The following is a 17279-nucleotide window of genomic DNA, read 5'->3' as shown; positions in this document are numbered from 1 at the left end:
GAGGATCTCGCAATGGTGGATGGCAGCGGGCATCGTCATGCTGTCTGGACTGTGCGCTGACGTCAAACCTGGCCTGGTCCGGTGGGGACGTTGGGGTCTGCGGCCACGACGGGCGGTCGCGGTCCGGCGTGCCGCCGTCCGAGGCCGGCGGCGCCGAGGTAGATCAGCGCGAAGGCGAGGCTGGCGAGCGGGATGGCGCCGCCGAGCAGTCCGAGGCCCAAGCCGGTCGGGTCCGGGATACGGGTGGCGATCCGGCTGGTGGCGCTGATGCCGGGTGCTCCGGTGGCGTTGGCGAGCACGATTGCGAACCTGCCGTCGGCGACTTGCCAGTCGAGGACGACTTCGCCGGTTCCTGACGTGGAGGCGAGCCAGAAGCTCTGGGCCGCCGGAGCGGTGACGCCCCGGATCGGGCCTGACGTCCGGTCGAAGCCGACACCGCCCGAGGTGTAGCCGTTGGCCAGCTGGTCGCGTGCGGTGCCGGCCAGCCATCGGTCGACGTCGCCCTGCGGGGCGATCCCGATGAACAGCGGCGTGCCAGCGGGGTTGGATGCCGTGATGCGTACCTGGCCGTAGTCGACGAGCGCACGCGACCAGACGTCATCGGTTTGGATCTGCAGATTCTCGGCGGTGACCGCGCCCGTCGGGCTGTCGATCTTTAACGCCTGGCTGGTGACGTAGCCTGCGGCATCGCGGTTGTCGGCGAGGGCCAGCACGCCGGCGCCGCCGATCCCGATTCCGACTGCTGCCAGCAGCAGAAACACTCCGGACGTGAGGGCGATCACCCGCCCGGCGACGCCGGCCCCGGCGGCGGGTGTGGGAGCAGGCTGCTGCGCCGTGGGACGGGTGTCGGCCGAGCGGGACAGGCCGGTCTGGTCGAAGGGCGGCTCGGTATCGCCTTGGTCGAGGCGGAACGGCGGGTACTGCGCAGTCAGCAGGGCGACGTACGCGACCACCCGTAGCGACCAGCGGGCGACTCCGACGAGCAGGTCGTGGAGGCCCTGCGGGGTGCGGCCACGGACTGCGAGGCTGATCGCGACGATCAGGACGACGATGCCGACGAGGCTGAACGACGCCACGTTCGCGTTGGCGTCATCGCCGAGCAGTTGCCACCCGCCAGTTGCGGTCAGGACGCTCAGGATCACGATGTGGGGGATGGCGAACAGCCAGGCCACAAGCGGCAGCCAGCGCGGCATGCGGGGCGGGCCGTCGATCAATAGCCCGGCGGGGTAGTCGGGAACCTCGGCGAGGGTGAAGGGCGGGTACCGGTCGGTGCCGAGGACCTGGTAGCCGTAGAAGCCCACCCGCCAGGACCACCGCAGCACCCCGACGTTGAACCCGAAGATCGCGGGCGGATAACGGCCGGTCACCAGCACCGCTACGTATGCGACCAGGGTGAGAGCGGCGAACGCCGCCCACAACACGAGCAGGACCAAGTAGTGCGGGATCAGCAGCAGCCACTTCACCAGCCATAACCATCGACCCGCCGGCGCGCTGCCGCTGGAGCGCACCTGGACTCCGTACCGATTCATGAAAGATTCCTGCCTTCGATCCAGCGCGCCGATTAGCCCGCACCCTCAGCGTGCCGGGAAGCCGCCGCCGCGCCACAGGGCCGAAGGACACCGCGACGCGGGTCCGATGGCACGTCCGTCACGACTGAGCGTCCAACCGCTCGGCGCCGCCGGGCGATACAGGTACTTGGACTCTGGTTCGCCTGTCTGCGTGGACGGACCATTGGATTCATGCAGACAGCGAACTTCCGTGCGAATGCACCGCCCACCACCCGAGGGCATCGTCCGGCGATGGCGTGGGTCACCATCGGGCTACTGGTGTTTCTTGGTGTCAGCGGATTGTTCGGCGGGATCGGGCTGATCTTCGGGCTTTGGGGAATGGACGCCATCCCCCGTGAGCCGCTCGACCGTATTCCGCTGATCGACAGCTGGCTCGTTCCCGGGCTGGTTCTCGTTGTCGGCTTCGGGCTGGGATCACTGATCGCCGCGTACGGCGTCCTGCGCCTACCACCGTGGCCGCAGTTCACAGCCGCAGGGTGGCTGACCGGCCGCCACTGGTCGTGGCCGGCCACCATCCTGCTCGGGCTGGGCCAGCTGGCTTGGCTCCTGGTGGAGTTCCTCTACGTCGGCCCGTCGCTCCTGCTGGTCCTCTACGGTGTCGTCGGGGTCGCTCTCACCGTGCTCCCGACGCTTCTGCCGGTGCGTCGATATCTCGGTACGGAGAAGACGCCGTGACGGTTCAGCCCGCCCTAGGATCACCTGGCTTTGACTCGTCGGCCCGTCTTCCCTCGCTGGTGGAGCGATATCTACGGCGTGCGGTCCCGGATCCCGATCGGGTACCGCGCCTGGTGCGGGTGACCCAGCAGGGCCGGATGCGCGCCAAGCCCGGTGGCCGCTGGATGGGCTTCCACGCGACGGAGGACTTCCAGGTCCGAAGCGTGGCCTTCAGCTGGCGGGCCCGTTTCACTGGTCCGCTGTCCGTTCTGACCGCGGTCGACGAGTACGCCGCCGGCACCGGCCGGCTGCGGGTGCGGCTGCTCGGCGTCGTGCCGGTGGTCAGCGCCAGTGGGCCGGCGACGGCACGGGCGCAGGCACAGCGGTACCTGTCCGAACTCTTCTGGGCACCCCATGCCATGGTCGCCAACCCCGATCTACGCTGGCGAGAGCTCGGCGGCGACCCTGCTGTCGAGGTGACCACCATGGTGGCCGGCTCCCCCGTCGAGGTCCGCATCGACTTCGATGACGTCGGCGACATCAGCACCGTCTCCACCCCCGCACGCTCTCGCCTGATCGCGGGCGACGCGGTCGACACTGCCTGGGCCGGCCGCGTCGCCGACTTCACCACCATTGGCGGGATCCGCATCCCGACCCGTGCCGAGGTCGGCTGGGAGCTGCCCGACGGCCCCTTCGTCTACTGGCAGGGCACCGTTACCGACATCGCGCTCCACTACGACTGAGGCGCCGGACGACAGGGCGCTGGCGAGGTCGCCATCACTGAGCCTGTCGAGTTCGTCGCTGGCTCTGCCGGCTGCCGATGCTGACCTGCCGGGCGACCGCCGCCAGCTCGGCCCACGCCGCCTCTGCAGCCGGCCATTCGATCCAGCCACGCCCGGGCGGCGATGCCACGAACCGGGATGCGCTGTCACACCGTGCCTCATGAATGGGAGCAAGCATGCCGCAGTCACTGGATATGTAGGTGAGCGCCACCGATCCGGTGGGGGTGTAGGCCCGGCCCGCGTGACCGTCCTGCGATAGGGCCAGGGCCGCGACGTCGGCCACGTCCCGGACGTCCAGGAAGGACGTGCGGCCCCGGCCCGCCGGGACCATGATGAGGCCCTCGTCGCGGATCTCGGCGGCGTGCGTGGTCGAGAGGTTCTGCATGAAGAAGCCGGAACGCGCGAACGTCCACTGGAGTACGGAGGCGCGTAGCCACTTCTCCAGCGCATGGTGCGGGACGAACGGTTGCGCTCGGCTCCTTGAAGGGACAGCAGCACGATGTGCCACCCCGGCACTCCTGGCGGCCTCCAGGGAGGGCACCATGTCGCGTTGGACATCGCTGATCTGGGGTGGCCGCATCAGGAACATCCGGTCCACACCCTCGAAAGCGGCCGGTCAGGTCTGCGCCGAGGTGAAGGAAAAGCGCACACCGTCCGGGCCCCGCGCGCTCGGGGAGGCGAGTCGGATGCCGGAGCCTGCCGTCCGCAGAGCGGCGCCGACGCGGCTGCCCACTCTGCCGCTCGCACCCGTTATCAGTACATCTGCGGTCATATCACCACTCGCTAGTCGAAAGTCGTGCTGATCGCAGTGCGGATGGGCGACGCGAACCTCATGGCCGCGCGAAGGTCATCGCGCGGAGGCACAGGCGGCAAGGTCCCGCTTCACACGTTCTGAGCCGAAGGTCAGGGCCGGACGACCGCGACCGCGCACTGAGCGTGGTGCAGGACGCCGTGGCCGACCGATCCCAGCACTGCGGATCCGAAGGCCCCTCTGCCGTGCGAGCACACGACGACCAGATCGGCCTTGTTAGACGCGGCGACGAGGGCATCCACCGGATGGGCGACTTGAACGTCGTCGATGACCAGCACCCTGGGGTACTTCTCCCGCCACGACTGGAGCCGGTCGGCGACGACGCGGCTTTGGGCCTGGAGGAGCGTTTGGGCGTCGTAGGCGATTACCGGGGCGTAGCCGTACACCGGCTGCTGCTGGGCGTGGACGGCGCGCAGCGTGCTGGTTCGGGGCGGCGCCTGTTCGAAGGCGTAGGCGAGCGCGGCCTCGCTGGCCGGTGAGTCGTCGATGCCGACGACGATCTCGCCATGGTGGGTCTCGGAGTCGGCGCGGACGACGACTACGGGTCCGTGCGCCTGCCCGGCGACGTGCAGGCTCACCGAGCCGAGGACGGCCCTAGCGAAGCCGCCCAGGCCCCTGTTGCCGACGACGATCTCGGCGGCGTCGCTCACCTGGGCGCACAGCACCGCGGCGGGCGCGCCCTGGATGACCTCTGTGGTGACGTCGATTCCGGACTGGCGCTTGAGCGCTATCGCACGGGCGTTGGCGACCACCATCTCCGCGTCCTCGTTCAACGCGTCGCCCAGGGCGGGTTCGGCGAACTGGGCGATGTGGTAGGGGCTGCGGTCCACGGCACAGATGATGCGCAGCGGCACTTGCATGCGGGCGGCGTCATCGGCCGCCCATTCAACGGCGGCCGTTCCGGCGGCTGAGCCGTCGGCGCCCACGACGATGGCACGGGTCATGGTTCCTCCTTGATGACTCCATCCCATCCCGGAGCGGGGACTCCTCTAGAGCAGTAGGTCCCGTTAGGGGGCCGCATTGGTCGGGACCTACGCCCCTACCCGGCGCACACTATGTGCGCGGATTGTCGATGGTGTGGACACTCTTGAGCGGATTGACGCGTATTGGCGCGCCTCGAACTACCTGTCGGTTGGCCAGATCTACTTGATGGGCAACCCATTGGCTGAGCGAACCCCCCAGCCGGGGCACATCAAGCCCCGGCTGCTCGGGCACTGGGGGACGACGCCTTCCCCGGCGGCATCCCCGGCCACGTGGCCCCGCAGACGCCGGGCTCCCTGCACGAGGGCGGCGAACTCGGCTACGCCCTCGCACATGCCTACGGCGCGGCGTTCGACAACCCGGACCTGGTCGTCGCCTGCGTCATCGGCGACGGTGAGGCGGAGACGGGCCCGTTGGCGGCAAGCTGGCATTCCAACAAGTTCCTGACCCAGCCCACGACGGCGTGGTGCTGCCCATCCTGCACCTGAACGGTTACAAGATCGCCAACCCGGCGGTGCTGGCCCGCATCCCCGAAGAGGAGTTGGTCAAGCTCATGCAAGGGTACGGCTACCGCCCCCACATCGTCGCGGGCGACGATCCCGTCGTCGTGCACGCCCTGATGGCCGAGACCCTCGACTCGATCTTCGACGAGATCGCCGCCTACAAGGACGGGCGGGCCGACCGCCTGCCGATGCTCATCCTGCGCACGCCCAAGGGCTGGACCGGCCCCCGCGAGGTCGACGGCCTGCCCGTCGAGAGAACCTGGCGCGCCCACCAGGTGCCGCTCATCGGTGTCCGCGACAACCCCGCCCAACTGGCGATGCTGGAGGAGTGGATGCGCTCCTACCGGCCCGAGGACCTCTTCGACGACGCCGGCAGCCCGGTCGCCGAGATCCGGGAGACCGTGTCACGCGGCGACCACCGGATGAGCGCCAGCCCGTACGCCAACGGAGGCGAACTCCTTCGGCCGCTGGTACTGCCCGACTTCCGGGACAACGCCGTGGAGGTCAAGGCGCCGGCCGTCCAGTGGACTGAACCCACGCGCGTCCTGGGGACGTACCTGCGCGATGTCGCCGCCAACCCGGACAACTTCAGCCTCATGGGGCCGGATGAGACCGCCTCCAACCGGCTGAACGCCGTCTTCGAGGCCACCGGCCGCGCCTGGAACGCGTCCGTCCTGCCGACCGACCAGCACCTGGCCGCCGGCGGGCGGGTCATGGAGGTGCTGAGCGAGCACCTGTGTCAGGGCTGGCTGGAGGGCTACCTGCTGACCGGACGGCACGGCCTGTTCAACTGCTACGAGGCGTTCATCCACATCGTCGACGCCATGTTCAACCAGCACGCCAAGTGGCTGGAGGCGTTCAACCAGCACGCCAAGTGGCTGGAGGCGTTCCGCGACATCCCGTGGCGGAGTCCGATCGCCTCGCTCAACTACTTGCTGTCCTCCCACGTGTGGCGCCAGGACAAAACGGCTTCAGCCATCAGGACCCGGGCTTCCTGGAGGTGGTCATGAACAAGAAGCCCGAGATCGTCCGCGTCCATCTGCCGCCGGACGCCAACACCCTGCTGTCGGTCGCCGACCACTGCCTGCGCTCCCGCGACTATGTCAACGTCATCGTCGTCGGCAAGCAGCCCGTCCTGGACCTGTTCACCATGGAGGAGGCCGTCGTCCACGCCCTTCGACATGGCCATGCTCAACGACATCGACCGCTACCACCTGGTCATGGACGTCATCGACCGCGTCCCCGGCCTGGGCCTCGAACAAGCGCACCTGCGGCTACGGATGCAGGACGCCCGGCTACGCGCCCGCGCCCACACCCGCGAGCACGGTGAGGACGACCCCGAGATCCGTGACTGGACCTGGCCGCGGTAAACACGCCCATCCCCCGAAAGGAAACGACCATGACTGGATGCGTAGTAGTAGGCATCGACGGGTCCGCGTCCGCGAACGCCGCGGTGGAGTGGGCTGCCGACGACGCCGCACGGACGAACGCGGCGCTGCGGATCGTGCATGTGCGGGAACCCTTGGCCAACGAGTACCCGATGCGCGCGGTCGGCATCGACGAGTCGCTGACGACCCACGGCCAGAACGTGCTCGCCGCCGCGGCCGAGCTCGCCCGCGCGCGAGCGCCCGGCATCGAGGTGATCACGAATCTGATCACCGGCGCCGTGATCGAACGACTCGCGAGCGCGGCGCCCGGCTGCGCGCGCTCTACGCCTGGCAGATGCCCGGCTTCGCGCCACCCGTCGGCGCGTACACCGACCTCATGAACCGGCTGTTCGACCTGCAGTCCAGCGCCGCCGTGCAGGACCTGGCGCCGTGGCGGGACAAGTATCCCGGCGTCGAGGTGATCGAGTCGGCCGTGCGCGGACACCCGGGGCACGTCCTGGCGGCCGCCTCTCGCGGCGCCGAACTCGTCGTCGTGGGATCGCGCGGCCTCGGCGGGATCGCCGGCGCCCTGCTGGGCTCGGTCGGTCACGCCGTCCTGCACCACGCGCACTGTCCCGTCGCCGTCGTCGGGAGCCGGAGAGCCAACTCATGACCCTTCTGGATGCGCCATCCGGCCTCACCGGCCTCACCGACGAACAGGCGGCACGGGCCCTGGCCGAGCACGGGCCGAACGAGCTTCCCCAACCCCGTCCGCCGACAATGTTCGGCCGTGCGGTACGGCAACTGGCCGACCCATTCTCGATCATGCTGCTGCTCGCCGGTCTCGTCACCCTGCTGGTCCTGCGGGAGATCCCCGAGGGCGCCGCGATCGTGGCCATCCTGCTGGTGAACGTGATCATCGGAGTCAGTCAGGAGGCCAAGGCCGACCAGGCCGTTCGCGCGCTGCGCACGCTCACCGCGCCCATGGCCAAGGTCCACCGCGCGGGAGTCACTCAGCGTGTCCCGGCCACCCAGGTCGTGCCGGGCGACCTGATCGAAGTCGCCGCCGGCGACCGGGTGCCGGCCGACGCCGCCGTGATCGACTCGGCCTCCCTCGGCGTGGACGAGGCGACGCTCACCGGCGAGTCCCGATCAGCCGCCAAGATGGGCGGCGGCGCCCACGGTGGCGACGTCCATCTCGGCGACCGCACCGGCGACCTGTTCTCCGGCACTCTGGTCGTCCGCGGCTCCGGCACCGCACGGGTCGAACGGACCGGCGCTCAGACCGAGATGGGTCGCATCGCCTCGGCGCTGAAAGGCCGGACCAAGGGCCCGCTGGAGATCGAACTCGCGCAGGTCTCGCGCCGGATCGGCCTTGTGGCGATCGTCGCGGGCGTGGCGATGGTCGCTCTCGGGCTGACACGGGTCGCCGGCGGCGAGGCCGCCCTGCTCGACATCATCCTGGCCGGCGTCGCCCTGGCCATCGCGGCCGTGCCGGAGAGCCTGGCCGCCGCCGTCACCACCGCCCTGGCGCTAGGTTCTCAGCGGATGGCGGGCCTGGGCCTCATCGTGCGCCGGCTGTCGGCGATCGAAGCGCTCGGCGCGACCACTGTGATCGCCACCGACAAGACCGGGACGCTCACCACCGGCAGGCTCACCGTCGTCGACCACGCCAGCGTGGACGAGGACGGTCTGTGGGCGGCCGTCCTGCGCTGCAACGACGCCCGCGACGGGCTGGGCGACGGAGTCGACGTCGCCCTGGCGACCGCCGCGAACGAGCGCGGTGTACGGCTGCCGCCCGCCGAGACCCGGCTGGCGACCCGGCCGTTCGACGCGGAGACCCGCTCCATGGCCGTCGTCACCGACGGGCCGCTGCTGACCGTGAAGGGGGCGCCCGAAGTGGTCCTCGCCCGCTGCGCCCCCGGCCCCGAGACAGAACGCCTGGTTCGGACCGTACCCGATCTGACCGGACGTGGTCTGCGCGTCCTCGCGGTCGCCCAGGGCGGCACCACCGACCTGGACGCGGGCGACCTGCGCCCGATCGGGCTCCTGGGACTGCGCGATGAGATCCGCTCCTCGGCCGGTCAGGCCGTGGCCGACTGCCGGGCGGCCGGCATCCGCGTGGTCATGGTCACCGGCGACCACACCGACACCGCCCGCGCCGTCGCCGAACAGGTCGGTATCCACCCCGACCCTGTCGTCACCGGCTCCGCCCTGACCGGGTCCGACCGCGCCGAACGGCTCGTCGCGGCCGGTGTGATCGCCCGCGTCGACCCCGCCACAAAACTCGACCTTGTCCGCGCCCTGCGCGAGCGCGGCGAGGTCGTCACCATGACCGGCGACGGAGTCAACGACGCCCCCGCCCTCCGGCACGCCGACGTCGGCGTCGCCATGGCCGGCGACGAGGGCACCGACGTGGCCCGCGAAGCCGCCGCCGTCGTGGTCACCGACGGCGAACTCGGCACCATCGTCATCGGCGTCCGCGAGGGACGCCGGCTGCGCCACAACGTCCACTCGATGATCGGCTACCTGCTCGCCGGCAACCTGGCCGAGATCTTCCTCGTCCTGGTCGGCCTCCTGGTCTGGCCCGACCTGATCATCCCGCTGCTGCCCGTCCACCTGCTGTGGATCAACCTGGTCCTGGACGGCATCCCCGCCATCGCCCTCGGCGTCGACCGCCCCGCCGGCGACCCGCTCACCCGGCCGCCCGGCCGTGGCGGCCTGCTGGCCCGGCCCGTCCTGATCCGCATCGCCGGGCGTGCGCTCGTCGTCGGCGCCCTGGTCTTCGTGGCCGTCGAGATCGCCAGGCGCCTCGGCTGGAGCGAGGAGCAGGTCCGTACGCAGGCGGTGCTGGCCCTGGTCTTCGCCCGGCTGACCCTCGCCTACGTCGCACGTTCCCGCCGCTGGACGTTCGAACGCGGCTGGTGGCACGGCCGGGCCGTCCTGATCGCGGTGACCAGCGCCGCCGCCCTCCAAGCGCTCGTGACACTGGTGCCCGCCCTGGGCGCCCTGCTCGTCCTGGTCCCGCTCCCGCCGATCGGCTGGCTCATCGCGCTCGCCGCCGGGCTGCTCACCCCGCTACTGTGCGACCTGCCCCGGCTCCTGTCCAGATCCGGCGACGGGCGTCAGGCCGCCTAGCCGCCGGTGCTCTCGCGGACGGCGAGTGAGAAGCGCGTCACCGCGTCGCGGTCCGGCAGGTCGCCCTTGGCCTCGGTGCGGGCCAGCAGCCGTTTGACGGCCGTCTCGGCGATCTGCCGCTTGTCGGGGGAGATCGTCGTCAGCGACGGCGTGCTGTAGCGGCCCTCGTCGATGTCGTCGAACCTGGCGACGGACACGTCGCCGGTACCCGCAGGCCGCGTTCGAGCAGCACCCTGATCGCGCCCTGGGCCAGCAGGTCGGTCGCGCAGAAGACCGCGTCCGGCACGGGACCCTCGGCCCGTTCCCGCGCAATTCGCCGCGGGCTGCCGATCTCCGGCTACCACCGCAAGGACGGCATGGCCGCCGTATACCGCCTCTTGGACAAGCCGACCAGAGGTGACCTTTGGCCCTGAGCAGGGCATCTCATGCGGCATGCGTACCAGGCTGGGTTCTATGCGATTCGACTCGGCGGGAATGCAACTTCCTCTCGACCGCAATGGTGCGTGCGGGCGCCCATTGGGGTAGAACGGCCCGTTCCGGCGCACTGAGTTCTCAGCCGAGCGGGACCGTCCAAGACAACCGGGTGCCACCCTCCGCAGGGGACCGCGCGGTGAACGAACCGCCCAGCTTCTCGGCCCGTTCGCGCATGTTGCGCAGGCCGCTGCGGTGACCCTACGCGGCGCCGATCGAGCCGAACGCAACATGGTCCGCGCGGTTACCGGCGGCATCGACGAACTCGACCGCGGGACTCTGCGCACCCTATCCGCAGTGCTGGATCAGCCGCTCGCCGTCGCCGCCTGAGATCTAACGCTGCCGCTATCTGTACGGCTCCCTGCCTTGGCAAAGGCGGGGGCCGTACCCGAACGGAAAGAGGATGCCATGTATCGAAAGCGCCCCGTGGCACGAGGGTGGGCGATGCCGAGCCGATGTCGTCAGAGCGTCGCCTATGCTCGACGCAGCAGTCCACGCCCACGCGAGAAACTGCTGAGGGACACCGAATAGAGCGCTTCGCACCCGTTGGGCGCGCGGTCCCCGCCGCTTCCCAGCTCGGCCGCCGCGCCGGGGCGAGTACGCGCCCCTGTCTATGCGCCGGTGGCCGCCAAGCGCCTGATGCGCCACGCCGCAGAGCTTCTCCGAGCTCTGCCCCGTCCATGGCCGTTTCTGCGACCCTGACGAAGCGGTGCACGCCGCAACCGAGGTGGTGGAGGCGACATGAACGAGGCAACTGCGCATCTGCTGTTCGACGTGGTGGAGCGCCTGGAGAAGAACATCGTGGCCAGGGAGTGCCCTGCGCTCGTCGCGATGGAAGGCCAGCGCAGGTTGTTCCTGAGTGATTACGACTACCTGCGGGACCGGGCTGCTGCGACCGCGTTCGAGACCAGGGCGGCGGACAAGGTCCTTGAAATCGACGCCACGCGTTGGGTGATGGCGGTTCCGCAGGTGTGGTTGTTCACGCCGCCGAGCACGATCGCCGTACGAGCGGTCTCCAATCACCCTCTCCGGGAGGGCGAGCAAGAGGCCATCACGTGGATGAACTTCGATCGAGATGACGGCGTTGACTACGGGCGCGTCGCGTACGCGCGTCGTCCGAGCGGAGAGCCCGTCTTCGAGGAGCCGGAGATCTTCGACGTCGGAATCCGGCCGAAAAGCGAGATGCCCGGCTTTCTCCTGTTGAAGCGATGCCTGCCAGAAGAGTGAGGGCCGGTTCATGAAGAACCGGCCCTCCGACCAACTTCAATTCTGTGATCAAAGGCAGATTGAGATCGGTCGTTGTCAATCCTATAGCCTTCTGCACACCGTCGCCTTTCAGAGACACGCCGTGATCATCATAGGCGGGCAGACGGATTGCACTTCTTTGTGCCGCCATATCGACCAATACAGGGCCTGAATATGGTTTATGTGCCTCAAAGACGTTGTCTTTTCGCGGGCGAGCTCATCGCTTCTCTCGTCTTTGACGGGGTGCGTGAGCAGGAAGGATACCGGGTATTCCGCCTATACCTCATGTTGTCCTTGCCGCTGTCGCATACCGTGATGTACCTGCGGTCGGCACCTTCACCGAGCCGTACGAATCCCATACGTCCGGCGCCATCGACAAAACGCCGCGATAACCCAATGCGGGGCGCTGACCTGTAGCCGCAGAAGCAGCCAGAAGGCACACGGGTCCCTGCGTCAACAATTACGAGTCGATTTGCTGCCTCACTCCAAGCGGCCGTACGCCCGAGGACGCAGCGACAAATCAAGGGGTGTTGTTACCCTGCGCGCCTTGGATGCTGAGGCTTATCTGAAGTATGCATTCAGATGAATACTCGAACTCCTGCTGCGTCTTCCTCGATAGTCAGCTGGCCTAAGTGCTGAGGGTTGCTACAGTACCCGCTTATAAGATCGACTAACGAATAGTTTAAGCCAATTATGTTATCCGGAAGTGTCTCGTGCGAGACGGAAAACGTTAACGTTTGCTCATGTCCGTCAATATGGAAGACTGCGTCTGTGTATTTCGTGGCAGATAAGCGAATTTGCAGTAGATCGCCTGCCCAGTTGCGACCGTATACGGTCCAAGGGTCGGTGCCGTAGGCGACCTGTTTCATGATCCAGGCGTGTTTGTGAAGGTGGGAGGCCGCTGGTGAAGGTATTCCCAGTGTGCCATCGTCTGGTGGCGCCAGCCGGACGGGGAAGCCCTCTGCGATAAGTGCGTCGCGGAGGGCCTCCCCTCGAGAGGCCATGTAATCGACGTCGACTTCGGCTGCATCGTAGTTAGGCTGCTCGATGGTCAGTGTCGCGCTTTGCGGACCTAGGGCAATAGAGACAAGACCGATTCCGATATCGGCATTGGCTCTCTGCAGCGCCGCCACTTCGTACACCAATCGAAGGGACCTCACCACGTCGGGCGCGTCGTCCTGTCTACCGTCGATCCTCATCGTACCTCTCGCCAGTAATCATTACGGCATCGGAAGAACCGGGTGAGTAATTACTCCCGGCACCCAGTCTGGGCACCTAGTGATTCCTTGGCAGTATGTGGTGATGACACCCAAGGTGTCTTTATATTTCGCTGACTCCGTATTGAAATCGACGACGGTCCTGACGTCCATGGTGCGACGCACGCTACACTCTTTCCACCACAGCGCTCCACTGCACTGGTAATCGTATGCTCTGCCGAGATAGTGATAGCGGGTCATGATAAAAGCATCCGGTGCGATTCCGCGCAACGGGTGCAGGGTTATTTCGTGAGTGGCTATGGCGTTCATGTTGTGCTTGTTTCTGATCTTAACGTCTCCGAAGCCGCGATCCATAACCGACGAGCAAGAGCTTCTACGCGCCGCGCTGGCCCGGGTCATCCGGTTCGCGCACGACATGAGGGACTGGTGCTCACCCCACGGCGTCGCCGCCCAGTACGCCGACCGGCTCGCCGAGGCCATCTACGTAGCCGACGTTCTTCATGTCCCCGTCGAGCACATCCAGGCCCTGTACGGCGATGAGGTGTTCGTCCAGTACGACCTCGATGGAAAGGTCATGAGACTCGGCGGGCGCCCGCCGACACGTGACCAGCTCGCGAGGCGCATCGTCGCCGAGCCCGACGCCCAGGACCTCATCGGCCAGGAGGGGCAGACCGGAGACGGCCATGCCTGACTTCAGCAAGATCCTCGCGGTGATCCCGCTGCCCGCCCGCATGGAGACCAGCGCAGCCATCCTGGGCGCCTTTGCCGACGTGTGGGAGCGCGGGCACGACCAGGTGCTGACGATCGCGCACATGACCACCGAATCGACCCCATGGGGTCAGCGCTGGTCATCCGCGAACCCAGCGAGAGACCATCGACGGCGGCGCCGCCGTGGTCGCGCTCCGCCGTACCGGCTCCGCGTTCATCGCCCCGGCGCACGCCGTGGTCGAACTACTCGACGCCATGCGTGGCGCCACCGCCGATCCGGTGCCGGCCTCGGTGCTGCTGCATGGGGAGTACGGCCTGGACGACGTGTTCCTCGGCGTACCCGCGCGGCTTGGCACCGGCGGTGTGGTCGAAGTCGTCGAACTGCGCCGCAGCCGGCGGCCCCGCCGGTTCGCGGGGAATAGTCGACATCGAGATTGTGAGCGTTTCTCACGTGTTCGGTGGTGTGGCGCGCAGGCCCCCGAGCAGCGTGGCCAGGTAGCGATGGGCGGTGGCGACCCGGTCGGCGGGGGTACCGCTGTGGACGTGTGCGGCGTAGGCGATGCCGCACATGAGCGGGACCAGGTCGGCTGAGGCCAAGTCGGGGCGGACCACCCCGGCCTCGCGGGCCCGGTCGAGCAGTGTGGTGCCGGCCGACCGCAGGGACCGCTTGAGTTCCGTGGTGCGCGGCAGGGTGTCGGTAGGTGCGGCGGCGACCGTGGACAGGGATGCGTCGCTGACCTGTGCTTCGACGACGCGGAGGAGGAAGCTCTGCAGCGCGTGCCAGGGGTCGGCGTCGGTCAGTGCCTGCACGCCCTGGGTGGCGAGGGCTTCCAGGCAGGGGGCGGCGATGGTCTCCAGCAGCGCTTCGGCCGTGGGGAAGTGCCGGTAGACGGTGCCGACTCCGAGTCCGGCGCGGCGGGCGACGTCGTTGAGTTGCAAGGGTGTGCCCTCGTCGACCAGGTCACGGGCGACGGCGACGATCCTGTCCCAGTTGCGGGCGGCGTCCTTGCGCAGCGGCGTGGTCGTCATGAGCGCAGTCTAATTGGATAGCCCATCCGGATCGTCCCGCCGCGATGACGTCGCCGATCGCGTCAGGCGGCCGCGAGGGGCGCGTGCCGTTCGCTGAGTCGGCGCACGGCTTCGGCGATGCGGGGGTCGGTCGCCGCGCGGAACGGCGCCACCGGGCGTGCCTGAGGGCCGATGATGACGCCGGTCTGACCGGTCAGCGCGTCGTCGGTGGCGGCGACGATCGAGGGCCTGGCCGCCAGGGACGCCGGCCCCGAGGTCGAGCGCTCGAACTTGCGCCGCACCAGCGGCCACAGCAGCCGCAGGCCGGGCGAGACGATCTTCGGATCGGCCAGGGTGCCGTTGGTCATGTCGGTCGCGGCACCTCCGGGATCGGCGGCGAAGACCGAGACGCCCGTGCCGTCCAGCCGTGCGGCCAGGTCGAGCGTGTAGGCGAGGTTGGCGAGCTTGGCGCGGCCGTACCAGTGGAAGCCGTAGTAGCCGCCGGGCGGCTCGACGGCCTCGAACACCCGCTTCGCGACCCCGACCGAGCCCGAGGTCACGTTCACGATCCTGCTCGGCGCACCGGCCGTCAGCGTGGGCAGCAGCAGTTCGGTGAGCAGGTACGGCGAGAGGTGGTTGACGACGAACGACGCCTCGACGCCGCCCACGTCCCGTCGGTCGGCGAACATCGCCCCGACGTTGTTGACCAGCACGGTCAGCGGCTCGCCCGAGGCGGCGTGGTCGGAGGCGATCCGGCCGGCGAGCGCGCGGACCTCGTCGAGTGAGGCGAGGTCTGCGGGCAGAAACCGGGCGGGGTGCGCCGGTGTCGTCGCGTTGATCCGGTCGACCGCGCGGGCGCCCCGGTCGGCGTCGCGTCCGACCACGGTGACCGCGAACCCGGCGGCGGCCAGCCCCAGTGCCGTCTCCAGACCGATGCCCGCCGTCCCTGCCGTGATCACAGCTGTCCGCTTCATGACTCATCCACTCCCACACATATTCGGATAGTTCATCCGCTTTGATGTGACCGTAGCACACACCCGGATGAGTTATCCATTTAGTGTTTGGCGGGGACCGGGTAAGTGGCCGCGTGGTCTGCCCGTACGGGCACCTGATCTGGCACGTCCCGCCGGGCGAGTGGGCGGGGTCGACGTACCAGGCGCGGCTGGGCGACCCCGCGTACACGGTGACGTGCTACGGGCCGGTGCCGGTGGAGGTGTGGTGGCGCGAGCAGTGCGTGTGACAGGGCGGGGAGGGGCGGGGCGCCCAAGTCCCACAACAGGTGGTGCGGGAAGTCCCGGGCTGCCCGTCCGGCGCGGGGTGCGGGTCTTTTCCCCTCCCGACACCCGGCAGGGTAACCCGGGCCGTGCCCGCCCGGCCGGGCTCGTGCAGATGGCGCTGCCCCTGCCCCCACCGCCGAGCAGGCCGGGGGCGACCGTGGCTGAGAGCGTCGTGCACATCGCCGGGCCGGACATCCAAGTCGGCGCCCAGCTTCGCCAGCGCTGCGCCTGGTGCGGCGCGGTCCTGCTCGACTACGACCTCAGCTGTGTCGCCGTCCCGGAAGCCAGGACCCGCGGCCCGGCATGTGGCCCGTCGGCGAACTGATCGAGATCGATGGCCCTGTCTCGTGGCAGGCCGCACACCGACGGCGAGGAGCTGCCGCCGAACGCGTGCGCCCAGATCGACCACGAGGTGACGGGCGCTCGCCGCGAGACCGGGGGCGGCAATGGGTGACGACGTGATCCAGGTGTGCATCCATCCCGTGTTGCGTGCGCCCTTAGAGCAGTGGCTCGCCGATCGCGGTCTGCACCTGTTCCGCATGCCCGACTTCCCCGACGACCTGCCGACGTACGGGATCGGCATCGGAACCCGAGTCAGGCCCGGAACCACCGCGCCAGTCGCCCTCGACCAGCCCTTCGACGATTGCACCGCCCCCGCTTCCACCACCGAGGAAGGCAACCCCCATGCATGACCCGCTCGTTGTCGCGCCTTCACAGGAGAAGCCGACGCCGTGAGCACCGCCGACCACCAGCCGTCGTGGCACGAACCGCAGCATGCTCAACCACCCAGCGCCTGGGTCTGGTCGGAGCGCCCGACCCATGAACCTCTGGTCACCCGGGAGATCTACGAGAGCGCCCTGAAGGTCGGCGGGACGCGCAACACCTCGCGTTCGGGTGCGCAGCTCAACACGCACCCGCAGGCGCGCCGAACGTACCTGCTGCGTTCCTTCATCCATTGCGATCTTTGTGACCGGCGCATGTTCGGCCAGACCGAGACGCGCCGCAAGGCCCAGGACGCCTACTACGTGTGCCAGCCCGACCGTAACCATCATGGCAGGGAGGACCGTTTCCCTGGCCATCCGAAGGTCGTCCGCGTTCGCGAAGACCCGCTTCACCGAGCTGGAAGGTGAGCGCCGGACCAAGGCACAGGAGCTTGCCGATGCCGAGGCGAGTCCGCCCGCTCGCGACCACCAAACCGACCTGCTCCACAAGCTCCCGATGCTTCAAACGAAGCTCGCTGAGCTGCCCGAAGAGCTCCAGCGCGAGCTGTTCACGGCTTTCCACCTGGAGATTCGCTATGACGCCCGCCTTGGAGTGGCGTTGATCCGAATCACCCTGGACCACGAGACGATCGAAGGAGTCGCGGCGGTGGCAGAAGAAACTTCCCGGAAACGAGAACAGGCACCTGCCGGAGGCAGGCGCCTGTGCCGAAGATTTGGTGAGTGCCCCCGGCAGTGTTCTGGTTCAGGACATAGGAAACGGGTGTCTCGAGACATAGGAAACCCCGGTGGAGCATGTCTCCAGAGATAGGAAACACGGGGAGTTAGGA

At 68.5% G+C, this 17279-nt stretch carries 17 protein-coding genes and 3 pseudogenes; 12 read left to right on the top strand and 8 right to left on the bottom strand.

Annotated elements, in window-relative coordinates; translation table 11 throughout:
• Positions 1-62 precede the first annotated feature (62 nt).
• Positions 63-1529 (bottom strand): DUF4389 domain-containing protein, encoded by a 1467-nt coding sequence (locus ABH927_RS33545; RefSeq protein ID WP_370028429.1) that lies wholly within the window; start codon positions 1527-1529, stop codon positions 63-65.
• 270 nt (positions 1530-1799) lie between these two features.
• Here ABH927_RS33545 and ABH927_RS33540 point away from each other — a divergent pair, with 270 nt between their 5' ends.
• Both ABH927_RS33540 and ABH927_RS33535 read left to right on the top strand, forming a co-directional pair.
• Positions 1800-2243: a hypothetical protein gene (locus ABH927_RS33540; RefSeq protein ID WP_370028427.1), complete on the top strand. Its 444-nt coding sequence runs from the start codon at positions 1800-1802 to the stop codon at positions 2241-2243.
• Positions 2240-2965 (top strand): DUF6544 family protein, encoded by a 726-nt coding sequence (locus ABH927_RS33535; RefSeq protein WP_370028425.1) that lies wholly within the window; start codon positions 2240-2242, stop codon positions 2963-2965. The genes ABH927_RS33540 and ABH927_RS33535 overlap by 4 nt, the downstream gene beginning before the upstream one ends.
• Positions 2966-2999: 34 nt before the next feature.
• Here the strand turns inward: ABH927_RS33535 and ABH927_RS33530 are convergent, their stop codons facing one another.
• Together ABH927_RS33530 and ABH927_RS33525 are read right to left on the bottom strand one after the other, a co-directional pair.
• On the bottom strand, positions 3000-3512 hold the full coding sequence (locus ABH927_RS33530) for a hypothetical protein (protein ID WP_370028424.1): 513 nt from the start codon (positions 3510-3512) through the stop codon (positions 3000-3002).
• A gap of 395 nt (positions 3513-3907) precedes the next feature.
• On the bottom strand, positions 3908-4759 hold the full coding sequence (locus ABH927_RS33525) for a universal stress protein (protein WP_370028422.1): 852 nt from the start codon (positions 4757-4759) through the stop codon (positions 3908-3910).
• A 133-nt stretch (positions 4760-4892) separates the two neighbouring features.
• Here ABH927_RS33525 and ABH927_RS33520 point away from each other — a divergent pair.
• The 4 genes and pseudogenes from ABH927_RS33520 to ABH927_RS33505 all read left to right on the top strand — a co-directional run bounded on the left by ABH927_RS33520 (position 4893) and on the right by ABH927_RS33505 (position 9804).
• Positions 4893-6669: pseudogene (locus tag ABH927_RS33520) on the top strand (hypothetical protein).
• A 29-nt stretch (positions 6670-6698) separates the two neighbouring features.
• A complete protein-coding gene (locus tag ABH927_RS33515) occupies positions 6699-7067 on the top strand; it encodes a universal stress protein (protein ID WP_370028421.1) in 369 nt (122 codons plus the stop codon).
• Positions 7064-7339, top strand: coding sequence for a universal stress protein (locus ABH927_RS33510; RefSeq protein ID WP_370028419.1), 276 nt, complete (start codon positions 7064-7066; stop codon positions 7337-7339). Before ABH927_RS33515 ends, ABH927_RS33510 begins: the two co-directional genes overlap by 4 nt.
• A complete protein-coding gene (locus ABH927_RS33505) occupies positions 7336-9804 on the top strand; it encodes a cation-translocating P-type ATPase (protein WP_370028418.1) in 2469 nt (822 codons plus the stop codon). The genes ABH927_RS33510 and ABH927_RS33505 overlap by 4 nt, the downstream gene beginning before the upstream one ends.
• Here the strand turns inward: ABH927_RS33505 and ABH927_RS33500 are convergent.
• Positions 9801-10090: pseudogene (locus ABH927_RS33500) on the bottom strand (substrate-binding domain-containing protein). The gene ABH927_RS33505 and the pseudogene ABH927_RS33500 overlap by 4 nt on opposite strands.
• Before the next feature lie 926 nt (positions 10091-11016).
• On the opposite strand from ABH927_RS33500, the gene ABH927_RS33495 reads away from it, so the two are divergent.
• A complete protein-coding gene (locus tag ABH927_RS33495) occupies positions 11017-11502 on the top strand; it encodes a hypothetical protein (RefSeq protein ID WP_370028417.1) in 486 nt (161 codons plus the stop codon).
• 596 nt (positions 11503-12098) lie between these two features.
• Here the strand turns inward: ABH927_RS33495 and ABH927_RS33490 are convergent.
• Positions 12099-12719 (bottom strand): hypothetical protein, encoded by a 621-nt coding sequence (locus ABH927_RS33490; RefSeq protein ID WP_370028416.1) that lies wholly within the window; start codon positions 12717-12719, stop codon positions 12099-12101.
• A 448-nt stretch (positions 12720-13167) separates the two neighbouring features.
• Positions 13168-13488 (bottom strand): hypothetical protein, encoded by a 321-nt coding sequence (locus tag ABH927_RS33485; protein ID WP_370028414.1) that lies wholly within the window; start codon positions 13486-13488, stop codon positions 13168-13170.
• 140 nt (positions 13489-13628) lie between these two features.
• Here ABH927_RS33485 and ABH927_RS33480 point away from each other — a divergent pair.
• Positions 13629-13766 (top strand): annotated as a pseudogene (locus ABH927_RS33480) (malate dehydrogenase); the annotation flags it as partial.
• Between the two features lie 126 nt (positions 13767-13892).
• Here ABH927_RS33480 and ABH927_RS33475 read toward each other — a convergent pair.
• Together ABH927_RS33475 and ABH927_RS33470 are read right to left on the bottom strand one after the other, a co-directional pair.
• Positions 13893-14474 carry a TetR/AcrR family transcriptional regulator gene (locus ABH927_RS33475; RefSeq protein WP_370028413.1) on the bottom strand — a complete coding sequence of 194 codons (582 nt, stop codon included), beginning with the start codon at positions 14472-14474 and terminating at the stop codon, positions 13893-13895.
• A 62-nt stretch (positions 14475-14536) separates the two neighbouring features.
• Positions 14537-15427, bottom strand: a complete 891-nt coding sequence (locus ABH927_RS33470; RefSeq protein WP_370028411.1) for an SDR family NAD(P)-dependent oxidoreductase — start codon at positions 15425-15427, stop codon at positions 14537-14539.
• Between the two features lie 113 nt (positions 15428-15540).
• On the opposite strand from ABH927_RS33470, the gene ABH927_RS33465 reads away from it, so the two are divergent.
• The 4 genes from ABH927_RS33465 to ABH927_RS33450 all read left to right on the top strand — a co-directional run bounded on the left by ABH927_RS33465 (position 15541) and on the right by ABH927_RS33450 (position 16860).
• Positions 15541-15693: a hypothetical protein gene (locus ABH927_RS33465; RefSeq protein WP_370028410.1), complete on the top strand. Its 153-nt coding sequence runs from the start codon at positions 15541-15543 to the stop codon at positions 15691-15693.
• Positions 15694-15887: 194 nt separating this feature from the next.
• The gene (locus ABH927_RS33460) at positions 15888-16055 is read left to right on the top strand and encodes a hypothetical protein (protein ID WP_370028408.1); all 168 of its coding nucleotides are present in this window, start codon (positions 15888-15890) and stop codon (positions 16053-16055) included.
• A gap of 121 nt (positions 16056-16176) precedes the next feature.
• Positions 16177-16422: a hypothetical protein gene (locus ABH927_RS33455; protein ID WP_370028406.1), complete on the top strand. Its 246-nt coding sequence runs from the start codon at positions 16177-16179 to the stop codon at positions 16420-16422.
• A 39-nt stretch (positions 16423-16461) separates the two neighbouring features.
• Positions 16462-16860: a zinc ribbon domain-containing protein gene (locus tag ABH927_RS33450; protein WP_370028404.1), complete on the top strand. Its 399-nt coding sequence runs from the start codon at positions 16462-16464 to the stop codon at positions 16858-16860.
• Positions 16861-17279 lie beyond the last annotated feature (419 nt).

It is taken from the genome of Planotetraspora sp. GP83 (assembly GCF_041262585.1).
GTDB lineage: Bacteria > Actinomycetota > Actinomycetes > Streptosporangiales > Streptosporangiaceae > JAOEGB01.
Note: the sequence above shows the minus strand (reverse complement) of the source record. Positions and strands in the feature narration are given on the sequence as shown.